Origin of the sequence: Pseudomonas sp. RL_105y_Pfl2_101, assembly GCF_963970585.1 — a bacterium.
Lineage (GTDB): Bacteria > Pseudomonadota > Gammaproteobacteria > Pseudomonadales > Pseudomonadaceae > Aquipseudomonas.
In genome coordinates this window covers 95,191-109,035 of sequence record NZ_CAXAPG010000008.1, presented here as the reverse complement: position 1 = coordinate 109,035, position 13,845 = coordinate 95,191, and the positions used below count along the sequence as shown (strand labels likewise).

Below are 13,845 nucleotides of genomic sequence, written 5' to 3'. Positions count from 1 at the left end.
GAACCATTAAGACATAAAAAAACCCCGGGGCAAACCGGGGTTCTTTATCAAGTTTGTTTCAGCCTTTGTAGGCGGCAACCGACTTGGTGATCGCTTCGCGGGCGGCGTCTGCACCGGCCCAGCCTTCGATCTTGACCCACTTGCCTTTTTCGAGATCTTTGTAGTTCGCGAAGAAGTGCTCGATCTGCTGGATCAGCAGCGGTGGCAGGTCGGTGTATTCCTTCACGTCGACGTACAGTTGCGACAGTTTGTCGTGTGGCACGGCGATGACTTTGGCATCGCCGCCGCCGTCGTCGGTCATGTTCAGGATGCCGACTGGACGGGCGCGGATGACCGAGCCTGGGGCCACAGGGTAAGGGGTCACGACCAGCACGTCGAGGGGGTCGCCGTCGTCGGCCAGGGTGTTGGGGATGTAACCGTAGTTGGCCGGGTAGAACATGGGGGTGGCCATGAAACGGTCAACGAACAGGCAGTCGCTGTCTTTGTCGATTTCGTATTTGATCGGGGCGTGGTTGGCCGGGATTTCGATCGCGACGTAGATGTCGTTCGGCAGGTCTTTGCCAGCCGGAATCTTGCTGTAGCTCATTGGGCGGTGCCCCCGTTAGTTGACCAAATGACTGGTCGGATTGACCAAAAAGTGGCGGCGATTATAGGCATATTCGGCCGCTGTTGCCACGTTACCAGGGTCGTAGAGACCTTAGTATGACGCCTGATAGACCGGATCTTCGGCCTGAAGTTGCCGCAGCCGGGCCAACGGATCCTGGCGATAGAACGCTTTGAGCTGTTCATACACCCGTGGATAGGCCTGGTGCAGCAGGTCTGGGGCGCTGAAGAAGTATTCGCTGGTGACGGCAAAGAACTCCGCCGGGTTTTCGGCGGCGTAGGGGTCGATGACGGTTTTGGCGTCGGGGTTGTGGTCGAGTTGGCGGTCGAGGTCGTCGAAGGCTTGTTGCATGGCGTCGGCCCAGTCGCTGACGCGCATGTTGGCGTGCAAGGGTGGCAGGCCGTTGGCGTCGCCGTTGAGCATGTCGAGTTTGTGCGCCAGTTCGTGGATCACCAGGTTGTAGCCGTCCCAGCCGCCGCTGGCCATCACGCCGTCCCAGGCCAGGATGATCGGGCCTTGGGGCCAGGCTTCGCCGCTGTGTTCGCCGTCCCATTCGTGCTCGATGCCGCTGGCGTCGCGGTAGCGCTGGTGGCTGAGGAAGTCGTCGGGGTAGAGGACGATTTCGTGGAAGCCCTGGTACCAGTTCAGTTCGCCCAGGTGCATCAGCGGCAATTGGGCCTGGGCGGCGAGCAGCAGGCGTTGTTCCTGGTGCAGTTCGACGCCGGGCAGGGTGGTGAGGTGTTTGTCGTGCAGGAACAGTACGCAGGCTTCCCGCAGCCATTGGTCCTCGGCGGCGCCGATGCCGTCGAGGAAGCTCAATTGTTGGCGCACCCGCTGCCAGGTGTCCTCGGTCACGGGGTGTTTGGCGAGGGTGCGTTGGCGGCGCCAGTTGCTCAGGGACCACATGGGCGATCAGCGCGGATGGGTTTTCGAGGTGCGCTGGCTCAGTTTGCTGCGCACCAGGCCGATGATCATCGGCAGCAGCGACAGCAGGATGATGCCGACGACCAGCAGCGACAGGTTCTGCTTGATGAACGGCACGTTACCGAAGAAGTAGCCGAGGGTCACCAGGCCGCCGACCCATAGGATGGTGCCGAGGACGCTGAAGCCGAAGAAGCGTGGGTAAGGCATTTTGCCGACGCCGGCGACGAAGGGTGCGAAGGTGCGGATGATTGGCAGGAAGCGCGCCAGGGTTACGGTTTTGCCGCCGTGTTTGTCGTAGAAGTCGTGGGTTTGCTGCAGGTAGTCGCGGCGGAAAATTTTCGAGTTGGGGTTGCTGAACAGTTTTTCGCCAGCGGTGCGGCCGATCAGGTAGTTGGTGCTGTCGCCGAGGATGGCCGCGAGCATCAGCAGGCCGCCCAGCAGGACTGGGTCCATGGCGCCACCGGCGGCGACGGCGCCGGCGATGAACAGCAGCGAGTCGCCCGGCAGGAAGGGTGTGACCACCAGGCCGGTTTCACAGAAGATCACCAGGAACAGGATGGCGTAGATCCAGGTCCCGTAGTTGGTCACCAGCATGTCGAGGTAGACGTCGAGATGCAGAATGAGGTCGAGGGGGTTGAAATCCATGCATAGCACCTGTGGTGGCGGCCCGGCTTGGCAGGCGGGTGGGACTGGCTTTGAGTATGACTACAGAGTGTGTAGCTTTTTCTTACAAGCCGGGAAGAGCGGCATTATACGGCGAGGATTGTGAAGCGCGTGTTGAGTTTGTAGCGGGGGATTTCGGTGGTTTTGTGGGCAGTGGCGCACTTTGTGGGGGCGGGCTTGTTCGCGAAGATGGCGGCACATTCAAATATTGATACAGCTGGACTACCGCTATCGCGAGCAGGGGGTTGTGGTGAACATTGGTTTTTGTGCGCGCCTCAATACTAGTGTGGGAGCGGGCTTGCTCGCGAAGATGGCGGCACATTCAGCATTGATGCAACTGGGCTACCGCTTTCGCGAGCAAGCTTTGCTCCCACAGGTCTGATGGGTGTATGAGCGGGAGAATCAGGCTGGCTGTTAGGCCGCCTTCGCGAGCAAGCCCGCTCCCACAATGGGAACGGGGTACGACTGGGAGAGCCAGGCCGGCTGTCAGGCTGCCTCGTGGAGGACGTTGATCTCGGGCGCCCCATTAACCACGCTGGCCGAACGCAGGCATTGCGCAGTGGGCACCTCGGCATGGATGCCGAGGTAGCCGCGCTGGGCCATGGATGGCCCTTCGCGGCGGGCCCACGGAGCAATGCCTTCGTTCAGGCATGCCGAGCCTAGGCGAGGTGCCAAGTGGTGGGGCAAAAGCGCTTTGGTTACTTTCGACTGGGCCGGCTTCCGGGCTTTTCGAAAGTGACCCGCCGTCAGGGCGGAACCCTAAGCAGCCGTTACCGCAGCAACGGATATGTCCCCGACCTTCAACACTGCTCTGAGCGATTCAGATCCCTTCGCTGATCGGCAACACGTAGTTCTTGAACTCGGTGTCTTCCTTGAAACCAATCGATTCGTAGGTCTTCTGCGCCACGTCGTTGTTGCTGCTGGTGGAGACGCGCATGCGGACGGCGTTGGTTTCCTTGGCCATTTTTTTCGCGGTGCGGATCAGGTTGTCGGCCACCAGTTGGCGGCGGGCGTCTTCGGCGACGTAGATGTCATTGAGGATCCACACGCGCTTGAGCGACAGCGACGAGAAGCTCGGGTAGAGCTGGCAGAAGCCCAGCAATTTGCTGTCGTCGTCATCGGGCAAGGCTAGGTAGATCACCGATTCCTTGCGGCGCAGGCGTTTTTCGAGGAAGGCTCGGGACGAATCCGGGTAGGGCAGTGAGCCGTAGAATTCCCGGTACTTGACGAACAATGGGGTCAGCAGGTCCAGGTGTTCCAGGGTTGCTTGGATAATCCGCATGGTAGGTCTCGTCTGCAAGGGTCGACAGATATTCTGACAACAACGTCGCGCTGCCGTGCTTTTGATGCTGCCTGAAAGCGGATCAAAAACGCAATCGGATAAACGGATCAGTTTCGGGGCGGCGCCAGTAGGAAATTACCTTTCATATCGGCAGCGTTTTCCGACTCTAGTGTGTTTACTTGGGCTTCGTCCTTCAGATTGACCCCCGAAAGCTGTCGGCGACAGGCCTCGCGCATCAGGTAGATCAAGCGATGGGCGGCCATGCCGTAGCCCAGGCCTTCGAGGCGGACATTGGAGATGCAGTTGCGATAGGCATCGGTCAGGCCGACCTTGGGGGCGTAGGTGAAATACAGCCCCAGGCTGTCGGGGGAGCTGAGGCCGGGGCGTTCGCCGATCAGTATCACCGACATTTTTGCGCCGAGCCGCTGCGCCACTTCATCGGCCACCGCCACACGGCCTTGTTCCACCAGGATTACAGGTGACACTGACCAGCCTTCGGCGGCGATCTGTTCTTCCAGCCGCGCCAGGAACGGCAAGGTATGGCGATGCACCGCCAGCGCCGACAGGCCGTCAGCCACGACGATGACCAAGTCCACACCGCCAGGGTGTGCCGTGGCGTAGTCCTGCAATTGTTGCGCGGAGGCGTCGTCGAGCCGTCGGCCCAGGTCCGGACGCTGTAGGTAACTGTGTCGGTCGGTCGCCGCGCTGTGGAGTAGTAGGCTCTCGCGGCCGCGTTCAGTTAGTTGCGCGCGAATGCCCTCGTGATCGAACGCCAGGTGTACGGCGTCGCGGGCCTGGGCGTGGGCGAACTGGAAATCCAGTTGCGCCGAGGTGGGCAGGCTGGTGCCGGTACGGCCCAGGGCGATGCGCGCCGGGGTCAGGTTGCGCAGACTCAGCCAAGGGTTTTGTGGGTCGACAGGTTTTTTGTCCATGGGCAGTTCTCTCATCCCAAATGCGCGAGGGCGTGACGGAACGCCGGTGGCAGGTTGTCGCCAAATCGCACCCGGCCATCGGCCTGGGTGAAGATGCCCATGTTCGCCAGCCACGTTTCGAATTCCGGGGCGGGCTTGAGGCCCAGGGTCTGGCGGGCGTAGAGGGCGTCATGGAACGAGGTGGTCTGGTAGTTGAGCATGATGTCGTCGGAGCCGGGGATGCCCATGATGAAGTTGATCCCGGCCACGCCCAGCAGGGTCAGCAGGGTGTCCATGTCGTCCTGGTCGGCTTCGGCGTGGTTGGTGTAGCAGATGTCGCAGCCCATCGGCACGCCCAGCAACTTGCCGCAGAAGTGATCTTCGAGGCCGGCGCGGATGATCTGTTTGCCGTTGTACAGGTACTCGGGGCCGATGAAGCCTACAACCGTGTTGACCAAAAACGGGTTGAAATGCCGTGCCACGGCGTAGGCCCGGGTCTCGCAGGTCTGTTGATCGACGCCGTGGTGGGCGTTGGCTGACAGCGCGCTGCCCTGGCCGGTTTCGAAATACATCAGGTTGTTGCCGAGAGTGCCGCGATTCAGGCTCAGCCCGGCGTCATAGCCTTCTTTCAATACGTTCAGGTTGATGCCGAAACTGGCGTTGGCCGCTTCGGTACCGGCGATGGACTGGAACACCAGGTCCAGGGGCACGCCGCGGTTCGCCGCTTCAATCGAGGTGGTGACGTGGGTCAGCACACAGCCTTGGGTGGGGATGTCGTAACGCTGGATGATGGCGTCGAGCATTTCCAGCATGGCGCAGATCGACGCTGTACTGTCGGTGGCCGGATTGATGCCAATCATGGCGTCACCGTTGCCGAAGAGCAGGCCGTCGAGGATGCTCGCGGCGATTCCGGCCGGTTCGTCGGTGGGGTGGTTGGGTTGCAGGCGGGTGGACAGGCGTCCGCGCAGGCCGAGGGTGCCGCGGAACTTGGTCACCACGCGGATTTTTTGCGCCACCAGCACCAAATCCTGCACGCGCATGATCTTTGACACAGCGGCGACCATTTCCGGCGTCAGGCCGGGGGCCAGTGCCCGCAGGCTCTGCTCATCGGCGGCGTCGCTGAGCAGCCAATCGCGAAAACCGCCGACCGTGAGGTGGCTGACCGTGGCGAAGGCTTGTTTATCGTGAGTGTCGACGATCAGCCGGGTGACTTCGTCGACCTCGTAAGGAATCAACATTTCTTGCAGGAAATGGCTGAGGGGCAGGTCGGCCAAGGCCATCTGCGCGGCTACCCGCTCACCATCGTTGAGCGCCGCGAGCTCGGCCAGAAAATCTCCGGAGCGCGCCGGGCTGGCCTTGGCCATCAGGTCTTTGAGGCTGTCGAAGCGATAGGTCTGGGCGCCGACCGTGTGTGCAAAACTGGCCATACAGGTTCTCCGTGACGGCGCCGCTGGGCGGCGCCGTGGTTTTCGGCGTTTTACAACTTAGTGCAAGGCTTCTTCAGCATTCTGAATGGCCGCGAATTCCTCTTCGGGCGTGCCTGCTACCAAGTGATGCCGGCTGTAGAACGCAAAGTAAGCAATTAACACTCCATAGATGATCGCCGCGCCGATGACCACCCGCGGGTCCACCAGAAAGCCCGCCACCACGGCGATGCACGCCAGCACCAGGGCCACGCCCGAGGTGAAGATGCCGCCTGGGGTACGGTATGGCCGGTCCATTTTGGGGCGACGGATGCGCAGGGTGATGTGCGCGGCCATCATCAGCACGTAGGAGATGGTGGCACCGAACACCGCCACCAGAATCAGCAGGTCGCCCTGGCCGGTCAAGGACAGGCCAAAACCGATGATGCCGGGGATGATCAGTGCCAATACCGGTGCTTTGCTTTTATTGGTTTCGGAGAGCTTGCGTGGCAGGTAGCCGGCGCGAGACAGCGCAAATATCTGCCGCGAGTAGGCGTAGATGATCGAGAAGAAGCTGGCGATCAAACCGGCCAGGCCGACGAGGTTGACGAAGTTGCCCATCCAGGTCGAGCCACCGTAGGCCTTGGCCAGGGCTTCCACCAGCGGGTTGCCCGAGGCCATCAGCGCGTTCGAGCCCGCGCCGCCCGGGCCGATCACCAGAATCAGCAGGGCAAACGCCACCAGCACCAGCATGGCGCCGATCAGGCCGCGCGGCAGGTCGCGCTTGGGGTTCTTGGTTTCTTCAGCTGCCAGCGGTACGCCTTCCACGGCCAGGAAAAACCAGATGGCATATGGAATGGCTGCCCACACGCCGACATAGCCGAAAGGCAGGAATGGGCTGGCGCCCGTGGCCGCGCTGACCGGGATGTCCAGCAGGTTGGTAACGTCGAAGTGCGGCACCATCGCCACCAGAAACACGCCCAGTGCCAGGGCGGCGACGGCGGTGATGATGAACATCAGTTTGAGGGCTTCCCCCACGCCGAATATGTGAATGGCGATGAAGATAATGTAGAACGCCAGGTAGATCATCCAGCCGCCAATGCCAAATAGCGATTGGCAATACGCGCCGATGAACACCGCAATCGCCGCTGGGGCAATGGCGTACTCGATCAGGATCGCCGTGCCGGTGAGAAACCCGCCCCAGGGCCCGAATGCGCTACGGGCAAAGCCATAGCCGCCGCCGGCGGTAGGGATCATCGAGGACAGCTCGGCCAGGGAGAAACACATGCACAGGTACATCGCGGCCATCAGCAGCGTGGCGAGGAACATCCCGCCCCAGCCACCTTGGGCCAGGCCGAAGTTCCAGCCGGCGTAGTCCCCGGAAATGACATACGCCACCCCCAGGCCCACCAGCAGGACCCAGCCCGCCGCGCCTTTTTTCAGTTCGCGTTGTTGGAAATATTCGGAGCCGACTTTTTCGAAGTCGACCGAGGACGTTGCCGGTTGCGGATTTGCTTGATCGCTTGGCATAAGGGTTTACCTGTTTTTATTGTTTTTTGGCCCTGTGAAAGCGGGCTTGCTCATGAAGCGGTGATTCAGTTGTGGCTTTGCTGGATGTACTGCCGCCATCGCGAGCAGGCTCGCGGATCTGTTTCAACCCTGGAAACGAGTTATCCACAAATCCCTGTGGGAGCGAGCTTGCTCCGGGCGGCGATCCGACGATAGCTATCTAAAGGGCGAAGCAGAACCACCTGCCTCGCCCTAAGGGCTTAGAAGAACCCCAACGGATTGATGTCGTAGCTCACCAGCAGGTTTTTGGTCTGCTGGTAGTGGTCGAGCATCATCTTGTGCGTCTCACGACCCACGCCGGACTTCTTGTAGCCACCGAACGCGGCGTGCGCCGGGTACAGGTGGTAGCAGTTGGTCCAGACGCGACCGGCCTTGATCGCCCGGCCCATGCGGTAGGCGCGGTTGATGTCGCGGGTCCAGAGACCGGCGCCGAGGCCGAACTCGGTGTCGTTGGCGATCGCCAGGGCTTCGGCTTCGTCCTTGAAGGTGGTGATGCTCACCACTGGGCCGAAGATTTCTTCCTGGAACACGCGCATTTTGTTGGTGCCCTTGAGCAGGGTCGGCTGGATGTAATACCCGGTCGCCAGGTTGCCCTCGAGTTTTTCCACCTTGCCGCCGGTCAGCAGCTCGGCGCCTTCGCCCTTGGCGATTTCCAGGTACGAAAGAATCTTGTCAAATTGCTGCTCGGACGCTTGGGCGCCGACCATGGTGTCGGTGTCCAGCGGGTCGCCGCGTTTGATCTGCAGGACTTTCTTCATCACCACTTGCATGAATTCGTCGTAGATCGATTCCTGCACCAGGGCGCGGGATGGGCAGGTGCAGACTTCGCCCTGGTTGAAGAACGCCAGCACCAGGCCTTCGGCGGCCTTTTCAATGAAGCTCGGCTCGGCTTGCATGATGTCTTCGAAGAAGATGTTCGGCGACTTGCCACCCAGCTCTACGGTAGACGGGATGATGTTCTCGGCGGCGCACTTCATGATGTGCGAGCCCACCGGGGTGGAACCGGTGAAGGCGATCTTGGCGATGCGCTTGCTGGTGGCGAGGGCTTCACCGGCTTCTTTACCGAAACCTTGCACCACGTTCAGCACGCCGGGCGGCAGCAGGTCGCCGATCAGCTCCATGAGCACGCAGATGCCCAGTGGGGTTTGCTCGGCCGGCTTGAGCACCACGCAGTTACCGGCGGCCAGGGCCGGGGCGAGTTTCCAGGCGGCCATCAGCAGCGGGAAGTTCCACGGGATGATCTGCCCGACCACGCCCAATGGTTCATGGATGTGGTAGGCCACGGTGTTGCCGTCGATCTCGGCGGCGCTGCCTTCCTGGGCCCGCAGGCAACCGGCGAAGTAGCGGAAGTGGTCGGCGGCCAGGGGGATGTCGGCGTTGAGGGTTTCGCGCACAGCCTTGCCGTTGTCCCAGGATTCGGTGATCGCCAGCACTTCGAGGTTGGCTTCGATGCGGTCGGCGATTTTCAGCAGGACCAGCGAACGGGCCTGGGCCGACGTGGCACCCCAGGCATCAGCGGCAGCGTGGGCGGCGTCCAGGGCTTTTTCGATGTCTTCGGCCGTGGAGCGCGGGAATTCGGCAATGGGCTGGCCATTGACCGGGGACGTGTTGGTGAAGTACTGACCTTTGACAGGCGCGACGAACTCGCCGCCGATGTAGTTACCGTATTTGCTCTTGAACGAAACGATAGCGCCTTCAGTACCGGGGTGAGCGTAACGCATGATGAGTTCTCCTTGGCTTTTGTGCTTATACGGGAGGCCGCGCAAAATTGAGCGCTGGTATTTAAGCCTAGAGCAAAGGTCGGGCCATTGCCTTGCAGGGCCCGTAAATCAAGACTTTAGGAGGAGTTGGTCGGACAAACGGAGGGGCTGTGTCGCGGTTGCGATACGTGGGGTGTGACAGTTTGTGCCAGATACGAGACAGTCTGTGACCGGCAGGTCGCGCCAGTATTGCAAAGACGGTTGGGCTGGAGGATGCTGGGCCTTGATGCGAGGCAGGCCGGGTAGGCGCTGTGTAGGAGCTGTCGAGTGCAACGAGGCTGCGATCTTTCCCCAGCCAATTGAATCCCAAGCGAAAGATCAAAATCAAAAGATCGCAGCCTTCGGCAGCTCCTACAGTATGGCCGCAACCTGCGGGGAGAATAATAAGAAAATGCACAGCAACCATTTGAGTCGCCATGCCCAACAAGTCCTGACGGTCACCCAGGGCAAGGCCCATTTGCAGGGGCCCGGCAGCGATCCGTCGATTGCCCGTTCCTGGCTGCGCTGCCTTGAGGACTATCACCTCGACCCGGCCCAGAACCTGGCGCCGACGGTGCTCGAACATGGTCGGGTGCTGGAAAGCCGCGAGCGCTTGCAGCAGGTGCTGCAGATCGCCGGCAATGAAATGACCAGCCTGCATCAGCAACTCTCCGGTGCCGGCCACGCGGTGTTGCTGACCGACGCCCGGGGCGTGATCCTCAACTGCGTCACCGCCCCCAGCGAACGGAAGATATTCGAGCGGGCCGGCCTCTGGCTCGGCGCCGATTGGAGCGAAGCCTGCGAAGGCACCAACGGTATTGGCACCTGTTTGGTGGAGCGCCAGGCCCTGACCATCCACCAGGAAGAACATTTTCGCGGTCGCCACACCGGCCTGACCTGCTCGGCCAGCCCGGTCTTCGACCCTCAGGGCGAACTCCTGGCGGTGCTCGACGTGTCTTCGGCCCGGCCAGACGTGTCGCGCCAGAGCCAGTTCCACACCATGGCCCTGGTCAATCTCTCGGCGAAGATGATCGAGAGCTGCTATTTCCTCCGTTGCTTTGACAATCAATGGCTGCTGCGTTTTCACTTGCAGGCCGAGTCCGTGGGGCTGTTCAGCGAAGGGTTGCTGGCGTTCGACGGCGAAGGGCGGATCAGCGCGGTCAACCAGAGCGCGCTGAACCTCTTGGGGCATATTCGCGGCAGATTGCTGGGCCAGCGGGTGGCAGACTTTTTCGACTGTTCACTGGATGAATTGCTGGGCCGGGCCAGCGCCCAGGCCAGTGCCAGTTGGCCGCTGCGCACCCGTGACGGTCGGCATTTGTTCGCCGTCCTGCGCGGGCAGCCCCGCAGTGTGCCGGTACCGGTTGCGCCAGCGCTCAAGGTTATCGAGCCGGCTCGCCTGCCGGGCATCTGCCTGGGGGACGTGGCGTTGCAGGAGCATTTTCGCAAGGCGCTGCGGGTGTTCGAGCGCGATGTGCCGCTACTGATCCAGGGCGAAACCGGCTCCGGCAAAGAAGCCTTCGCCAAGGCCGTGCACCACGCCAGCCAGCGCGCCGGGAAACACTTCGTCGCCCTCAACTGCGCGGCCATCCCGGAAAGCCTGATCGAGAGCGAGTTGTTCGGTTATCGCGGCGGCAGCTTCACCGGCGCGCGCAAGGAAGGCATGCGCGGCAAGCTGCAACAGGCTGACGGTGGCACGCTGTTCCTCGATGAAATCGGCGACATGCCCCTGGCCTTGCAGACCCGTTTGCTGCGGGTGCTGGAAGATCGCCAAGTGGTGCCTATCGGCGGTGAGCCCGAGGCGGTGAACGTGCGCATCATCAGCGCCACCCACCGGCAGCTGCTCGACCGGGTGCGCGACGGCAGTTTTCGTGAGGACTTGTACTACCGCCTCAACGGTCTGGAAATCCCGCTGCCGGCGTTGCGCGAGCGCAGTGATAAGTCGCAGTTGCTGGATTTCCTGTTGGCTGAAGAGAGCGGGGCCGAGACGGTGTCCATCGAGGAACCGGCGCGCCAGGCGTTGCTTGGGTTCGACTGGCCGGGCAACGTGCGGCAACTGCGCAATGTGCTACGCACCCTTGCTGCGCTGTGCGACGGTGGGCGCATCGGTCTTGAAGATTTGCCAGTCATGATCCACCAGCACCCGGTTGTGGTGGTAGAGGCGATGGCCGAGCGGCCGCTGGAGGATGCCGAGCGCCTGGCGCTGCTCGATGCACTGGAGCGCCAGCGCTGGCACATGACCCACACCGCCGAACAACTGGGGATCAGCCGCAATACCCTCTACCGCAAGCTGCGTAAACACGCGATTACCCGCTGATCGCGAAGGCGGCACTTTAAACATCAATGCAACTGATCCACCGCTATCGCGGGCAAGCCTTGCTCCCACAGAAGGCCGTCTGTGTAGCGGGGGCTCAAACACAAGGTGCGATTTCCCCCTCCCTACGCTAACCTGCGGCCATGTTTACGAGGTCGACTATGCACATCCATATTCTCGGTATTTGCGGCACTTTCATGGGCTCGATGGCGGTCTTGGCCAAGGAGCTGGGCCATCACGTGACCGGTTCCGACGCCAACGTCTACCCGCCAATGAGCACTCAATTGGAGGCTCAGGGCATCGAGCTGACCCAAGGCTACGATCCGGCGCAACTGGACCCGGCGCCGGACCTGGTGGTCATCGGCAACGCCATGTCCCGTGGCAACCCGGCGGTGGAGTATGTGCTCAACAAAGGCCTGCCGTACGTGTCCGGGCCGCAGTGGCTGGCCGATCACGTGTTGCAGGGCCGTTGGGTCCTGGCTGTGGCCGGTACCCACGGCAAGACCACCACCAGCAGCATGCTCGCCTGGGTGCTGGAACACGCGGGCATGAGCCCGGGCTTTTTGATCGGTGGTGTGCCGCAGAATTTCTCGGTGTCGGCGCGCCTGGGGGGCACGCCGTTCTTCGTGATCGAGGCTGACGAATACGACAGCGCGTTTTTCGACAAACGCTCGAAATTCGTCCACTACCGTCCCCGCACCGCGATCCTCAACAACCTTGAGTTCGATCATGCGGATATTTTCCCTGATCTGCCGGCCATCGAGCGGCAATTCCATCATTTAGTGCGCATCATCCCCAGCGAGGGCCTGGTGATTCACCCGACCACCGAGCCGGCCTTGCAGCGCGTGATCGAGATGGGGTGCTGGACCCCGGTGCAAACCACTGGTGCGGGTGGGCAGTGGCAGGTGAAGTTGCTCAAGGATGACGGCTCGCAATTCGAAGTCATGTTCGAAGGCCAGTCCCAAGGTGTGGTCGAGTGGGACATGACCGGCCAGCACAACGTTGCCAACGCCCTGGCGACCCTGGCGGCGGCCCGGCATGTCGGCGTGGTGCCGTCCATGGGCATTGCCGCGTTGAGCGCGTTCAAGAGCGTGAAACGGCGGATGGAGAAAGTCGCCGAAGTGAACGGCATCACCATTTATGACGATTTCGCCCACCACCCGACCGCCATCGCCACCACCCTCGACGGTTTGCGCAAGCGTATCGGCGAGGCGCCGCTGATTGCGATCATCGAGCCGCGTTCCAACTCCATGAAGCTCGGCGCGCACCGTGATGGCCTGCCGGAAAGCGTGGTCGATGCCGACCAGGTGATCTGGTACGCACCGGCCAACCTCGGCTGGGACCTGGGCGCCACTGCGGCGCTGTGCACAGTGCCGTCGATTGTCAGCGATTCCCTGGAAGGCATCATCGAACGCGTGAAGAGCCAGGCCCAGCCCGGCACTCACGTGGTGATCATGAGCAACGGCGGTTTCGGCGGCCTGCACGGCAAACTGGCCGAGGCGCTGAAATGAACACGCGTTTGGAGAGCAATGGCCCCGAACGCATCACGCTGGCGATGACGGGGGCGTCCGGCGCCCAGTACGGCTTGCGCCTGCTCGATTGCCTGGTGCGCGAAGACCGTGAGGTGCACTTCCTCATCTCCAAGGCCGCGCAACTGGTGATAGCCACCGAAACCGACGTGACCCTGCCGGCCAAGACCCAGATGATGCAGGCCTTCCTCACCGAGTACACCGGTGCGGCGGCGGGGCAGATTCGTGTGTATGGCAAGGAAGACTGGATGTCGCCAGTGGCCTCGGGCTCCGGCGCGCCGGCCGCCATGGTGGTGGTGCCGTGTTCCACCGGGACGCTGTCGGCGATTGCCACGGGGGCCTGCAACAACCTGATCGAGCGGGCCGCGGACGTAGCGCTCAAGGAGCGCCGCCAGTTGATCCTGGTGCCGCGGGAAGCGCCGTATTCGAGCATTCACCTGGAGCACATGCTCAAGCTGTCGAACATGGGCGTGACCATCCTGCCGGCCTCACCGGGTTTCTATCACCAGCCGCAGACCATTGATGACCTGATCGATTTTGTGGTCGCCCGGATCCTCAATCTGCTGAACATTCCCCAGGACATGTTGCCGCGTTGGGGCGAGCATTATTTGAGCTGTGATGGATAAGCTGCTGATCGTGCTGCTGGCGTTGCATTTGACCGGCTGCGCCACCGCCCGCACCCTCGACGCCGCCAAGCCCGGCGCGCCGGTGGTGTACGCCGGGACGCGCCTGGATCTGTACGCCCTCAACGGTGGCTGCTGCGCCAAGGACCGCTTTGGTGCCGAGGCGCCGAGCTACCCGGGCTTCGATCTGCCGGGCAGTGCGCTGCTCGATACCTTGTTGTTGCCGTTGTCGTTGTTCACCGCTATAGGGGTGGGGTTCCAGGCTACGGGTGGGTTGTAGCGAA

General features: G+C 62.0%; 13 protein-coding genes. 4 read left to right on the top strand and 9 right to left on the bottom strand.

Going from position 1 to position 13,845, the window contains the following annotated elements; all coding sequences use genetic code 11:
* Positions 1–58 precede the first annotated feature (58 nt).
* From ppa to exaC, 9 genes are all read right to left on the bottom strand, one after another.
* Positions 59–586: an inorganic diphosphatase gene (gene ppa, locus AACY31_RS12025; RefSeq protein WP_003205933.1), complete on the bottom strand. Its 528-nt coding sequence runs from the start codon at positions 584–586 to the stop codon at positions 59–61.
* A gap of 111 nt (positions 587–697) precedes the next feature.
* Complete coding sequence (locus AACY31_RS12020; protein ID WP_339481855.1) at positions 698–1,510, bottom strand: M90 family metallopeptidase; 813 nt, start codon at positions 1,508–1,510, stop codon at positions 698–700.
* Between the two features lie 6 nt (positions 1,511–1,516).
* Positions 1,517–2,173 carry a DedA family protein gene (locus tag AACY31_RS12015; protein ID WP_339481856.1) on the bottom strand — a complete coding sequence of 219 codons (657 nt, stop codon included), beginning with the start codon at positions 2,171–2,173 and terminating at the stop codon, positions 1,517–1,519.
* Between the two features lie 504 nt (positions 2,174–2,677).
* On the bottom strand, positions 2,678–2,866 hold the full coding sequence (locus AACY31_RS12010) for a nucleoid-structuring protein H-NS (RefSeq protein WP_339481972.1): 189 nt from the start codon (positions 2,864–2,866) through the stop codon (positions 2,678–2,680).
* Positions 2,867–3,011: 145 nt separating this feature from the next.
* Complete coding sequence (locus AACY31_RS12005; protein WP_013694280.1) at positions 3,012–3,473, bottom strand: GNAT family N-acetyltransferase; 462 nt, start codon at positions 3,471–3,473, stop codon at positions 3,012–3,014.
* A gap of 107 nt (positions 3,474–3,580) precedes the next feature.
* Entirely contained in the window at positions 3,581–4,405 is an 825-nt protein-coding gene (eutC, locus tag AACY31_RS12000) for an ethanolamine ammonia-lyase subunit EutC (protein ID WP_339481859.1), read from the bottom strand.
* Between the two features lie 11 nt (positions 4,406–4,416).
* Entirely contained in the window at positions 4,417–5,811 is a 1,395-nt protein-coding gene (locus AACY31_RS11995) for an ethanolamine ammonia-lyase subunit EutB (RefSeq protein ID WP_339481860.1), read from the bottom strand.
* A gap of 57 nt (positions 5,812–5,868) precedes the next feature.
* Entirely contained in the window at positions 5,869–7,317 is a 1,449-nt protein-coding gene (gene eat, locus AACY31_RS11990) for an ethanolamine permease (protein WP_339481861.1), read from the bottom strand.
* Between the two features lie 239 nt (positions 7,318–7,556).
* A complete protein-coding gene (gene exaC / locus AACY31_RS11985; protein WP_339481862.1) occupies positions 7,557–9,077 on the bottom strand; it encodes an acetaldehyde dehydrogenase ExaC in 1,521 nt (506 codons plus the stop codon).
* A 430-nt stretch (positions 9,078–9,507) separates the two neighbouring features.
* On the opposite strand from exaC, the gene AACY31_RS11980 reads away from it, so the two are divergent.
* From AACY31_RS11980 to AACY31_RS11965, 4 genes are all read left to right on the top strand, one after another.
* A complete protein-coding gene (locus AACY31_RS11980) occupies positions 9,508–11,412 on the top strand; it encodes a sigma-54-dependent Fis family transcriptional regulator (protein ID WP_339481864.1) in 1,905 nt (634 codons plus the stop codon).
* 158 nt (positions 11,413–11,570) lie between these two features.
* Positions 11,571–12,920: a UDP-N-acetylmuramate:L-alanyl-gamma-D-glutamyl-meso-diaminopimelate ligase gene (mpl, locus tag AACY31_RS11975; protein WP_339481865.1), complete on the top strand. Its 1,350-nt coding sequence runs from the start codon at positions 11,571–11,573 to the stop codon at positions 12,918–12,920.
* Positions 12,917–13,564 (top strand): flavin prenyltransferase UbiX, encoded by a 648-nt coding sequence (ubiX, locus tag AACY31_RS11970; RefSeq protein ID WP_339481867.1) that lies wholly within the window; start codon positions 12,917–12,919, stop codon positions 13,562–13,564. The genes mpl and ubiX overlap by 4 nt, the downstream gene beginning before the upstream one ends.
* Positions 13,557–13,841: a YceK/YidQ family lipoprotein gene (locus AACY31_RS11965; protein WP_339491690.1), complete on the top strand. Its 285-nt coding sequence runs from the start codon at positions 13,557–13,559 to the stop codon at positions 13,839–13,841. The genes ubiX and AACY31_RS11965 overlap by 8 nt, the downstream gene beginning before the upstream one ends.
* The last annotated feature ends 4 nt before the right edge of the window (positions 13,842–13,845 follow it).

Excerpts from the sequence above, each read along its gene's own strand:
- ppa (WP_003205933.1), bottom strand. The coding sequence starts at position 586 with ATGAGCTACAGCAAGATTCCGGCTGGCAAAGACCTGCCGAACGACATC.
- AACY31_RS12020 (WP_339481855.1), bottom strand. The coding sequence starts at position 1,510 with ATGTGGTCCCTGAGCAACTGGCGCCGCCAACGCACCCTCGCCAAACAC.
- AACY31_RS12015 (WP_339481856.1), bottom strand. The coding sequence starts at position 2,173 with ATGGATTTCAACCCCCTCGACCTCATTCTGCATCTCGACGTCTACCTC.
- AACY31_RS12005 (WP_013694280.1), bottom strand. The coding sequence starts at position 3,473 with ATGCGGATTATCCAAGCAACCCTGGAACACCTGGACCTGCTGACCCCA.
- eutC (WP_339481859.1), bottom strand. The coding sequence starts at position 4,405 with ATGGACAAAAAACCTGTCGACCCACAAAACCCTTGGCTGAGTCTGCGC.
- AACY31_RS11995 (WP_339481860.1), bottom strand. The coding sequence starts at position 5,811 with ATGGCCAGTTTTGCACACACGGTCGGCGCCCAGACCTATCGCTTCGAC.
- eat (WP_339481861.1), bottom strand. The coding sequence starts at position 7,317 with ATGCCAAGCGATCAAGCAAATCCGCAACCGGCAACGTCCTCGGTCGAC.
- exaC (WP_339481862.1), bottom strand. The coding sequence starts at position 9,077 with ATGCGTTACGCTCACCCCGGTACTGAAGGCGCTATCGTTTCGTTCAAG.
- AACY31_RS11980 (WP_339481864.1), top strand. The coding sequence starts at position 9,508 with ATGCACAGCAACCATTTGAGTCGCCATGCCCAACAAGTCCTGACGGTC.
- mpl (WP_339481865.1), top strand. The coding sequence starts at position 11,571 with ATGCACATCCATATTCTCGGTATTTGCGGCACTTTCATGGGCTCGATG.
- ubiX (WP_339481867.1), top strand. The coding sequence starts at position 12,917 with ATGAACACGCGTTTGGAGAGCAATGGCCCCGAACGCATCACGCTGGCG.
- AACY31_RS11965 (WP_339491690.1), top strand. The coding sequence starts at position 13,557 with ATGGATAAGCTGCTGATCGTGCTGCTGGCGTTGCATTTGACCGGCTGC.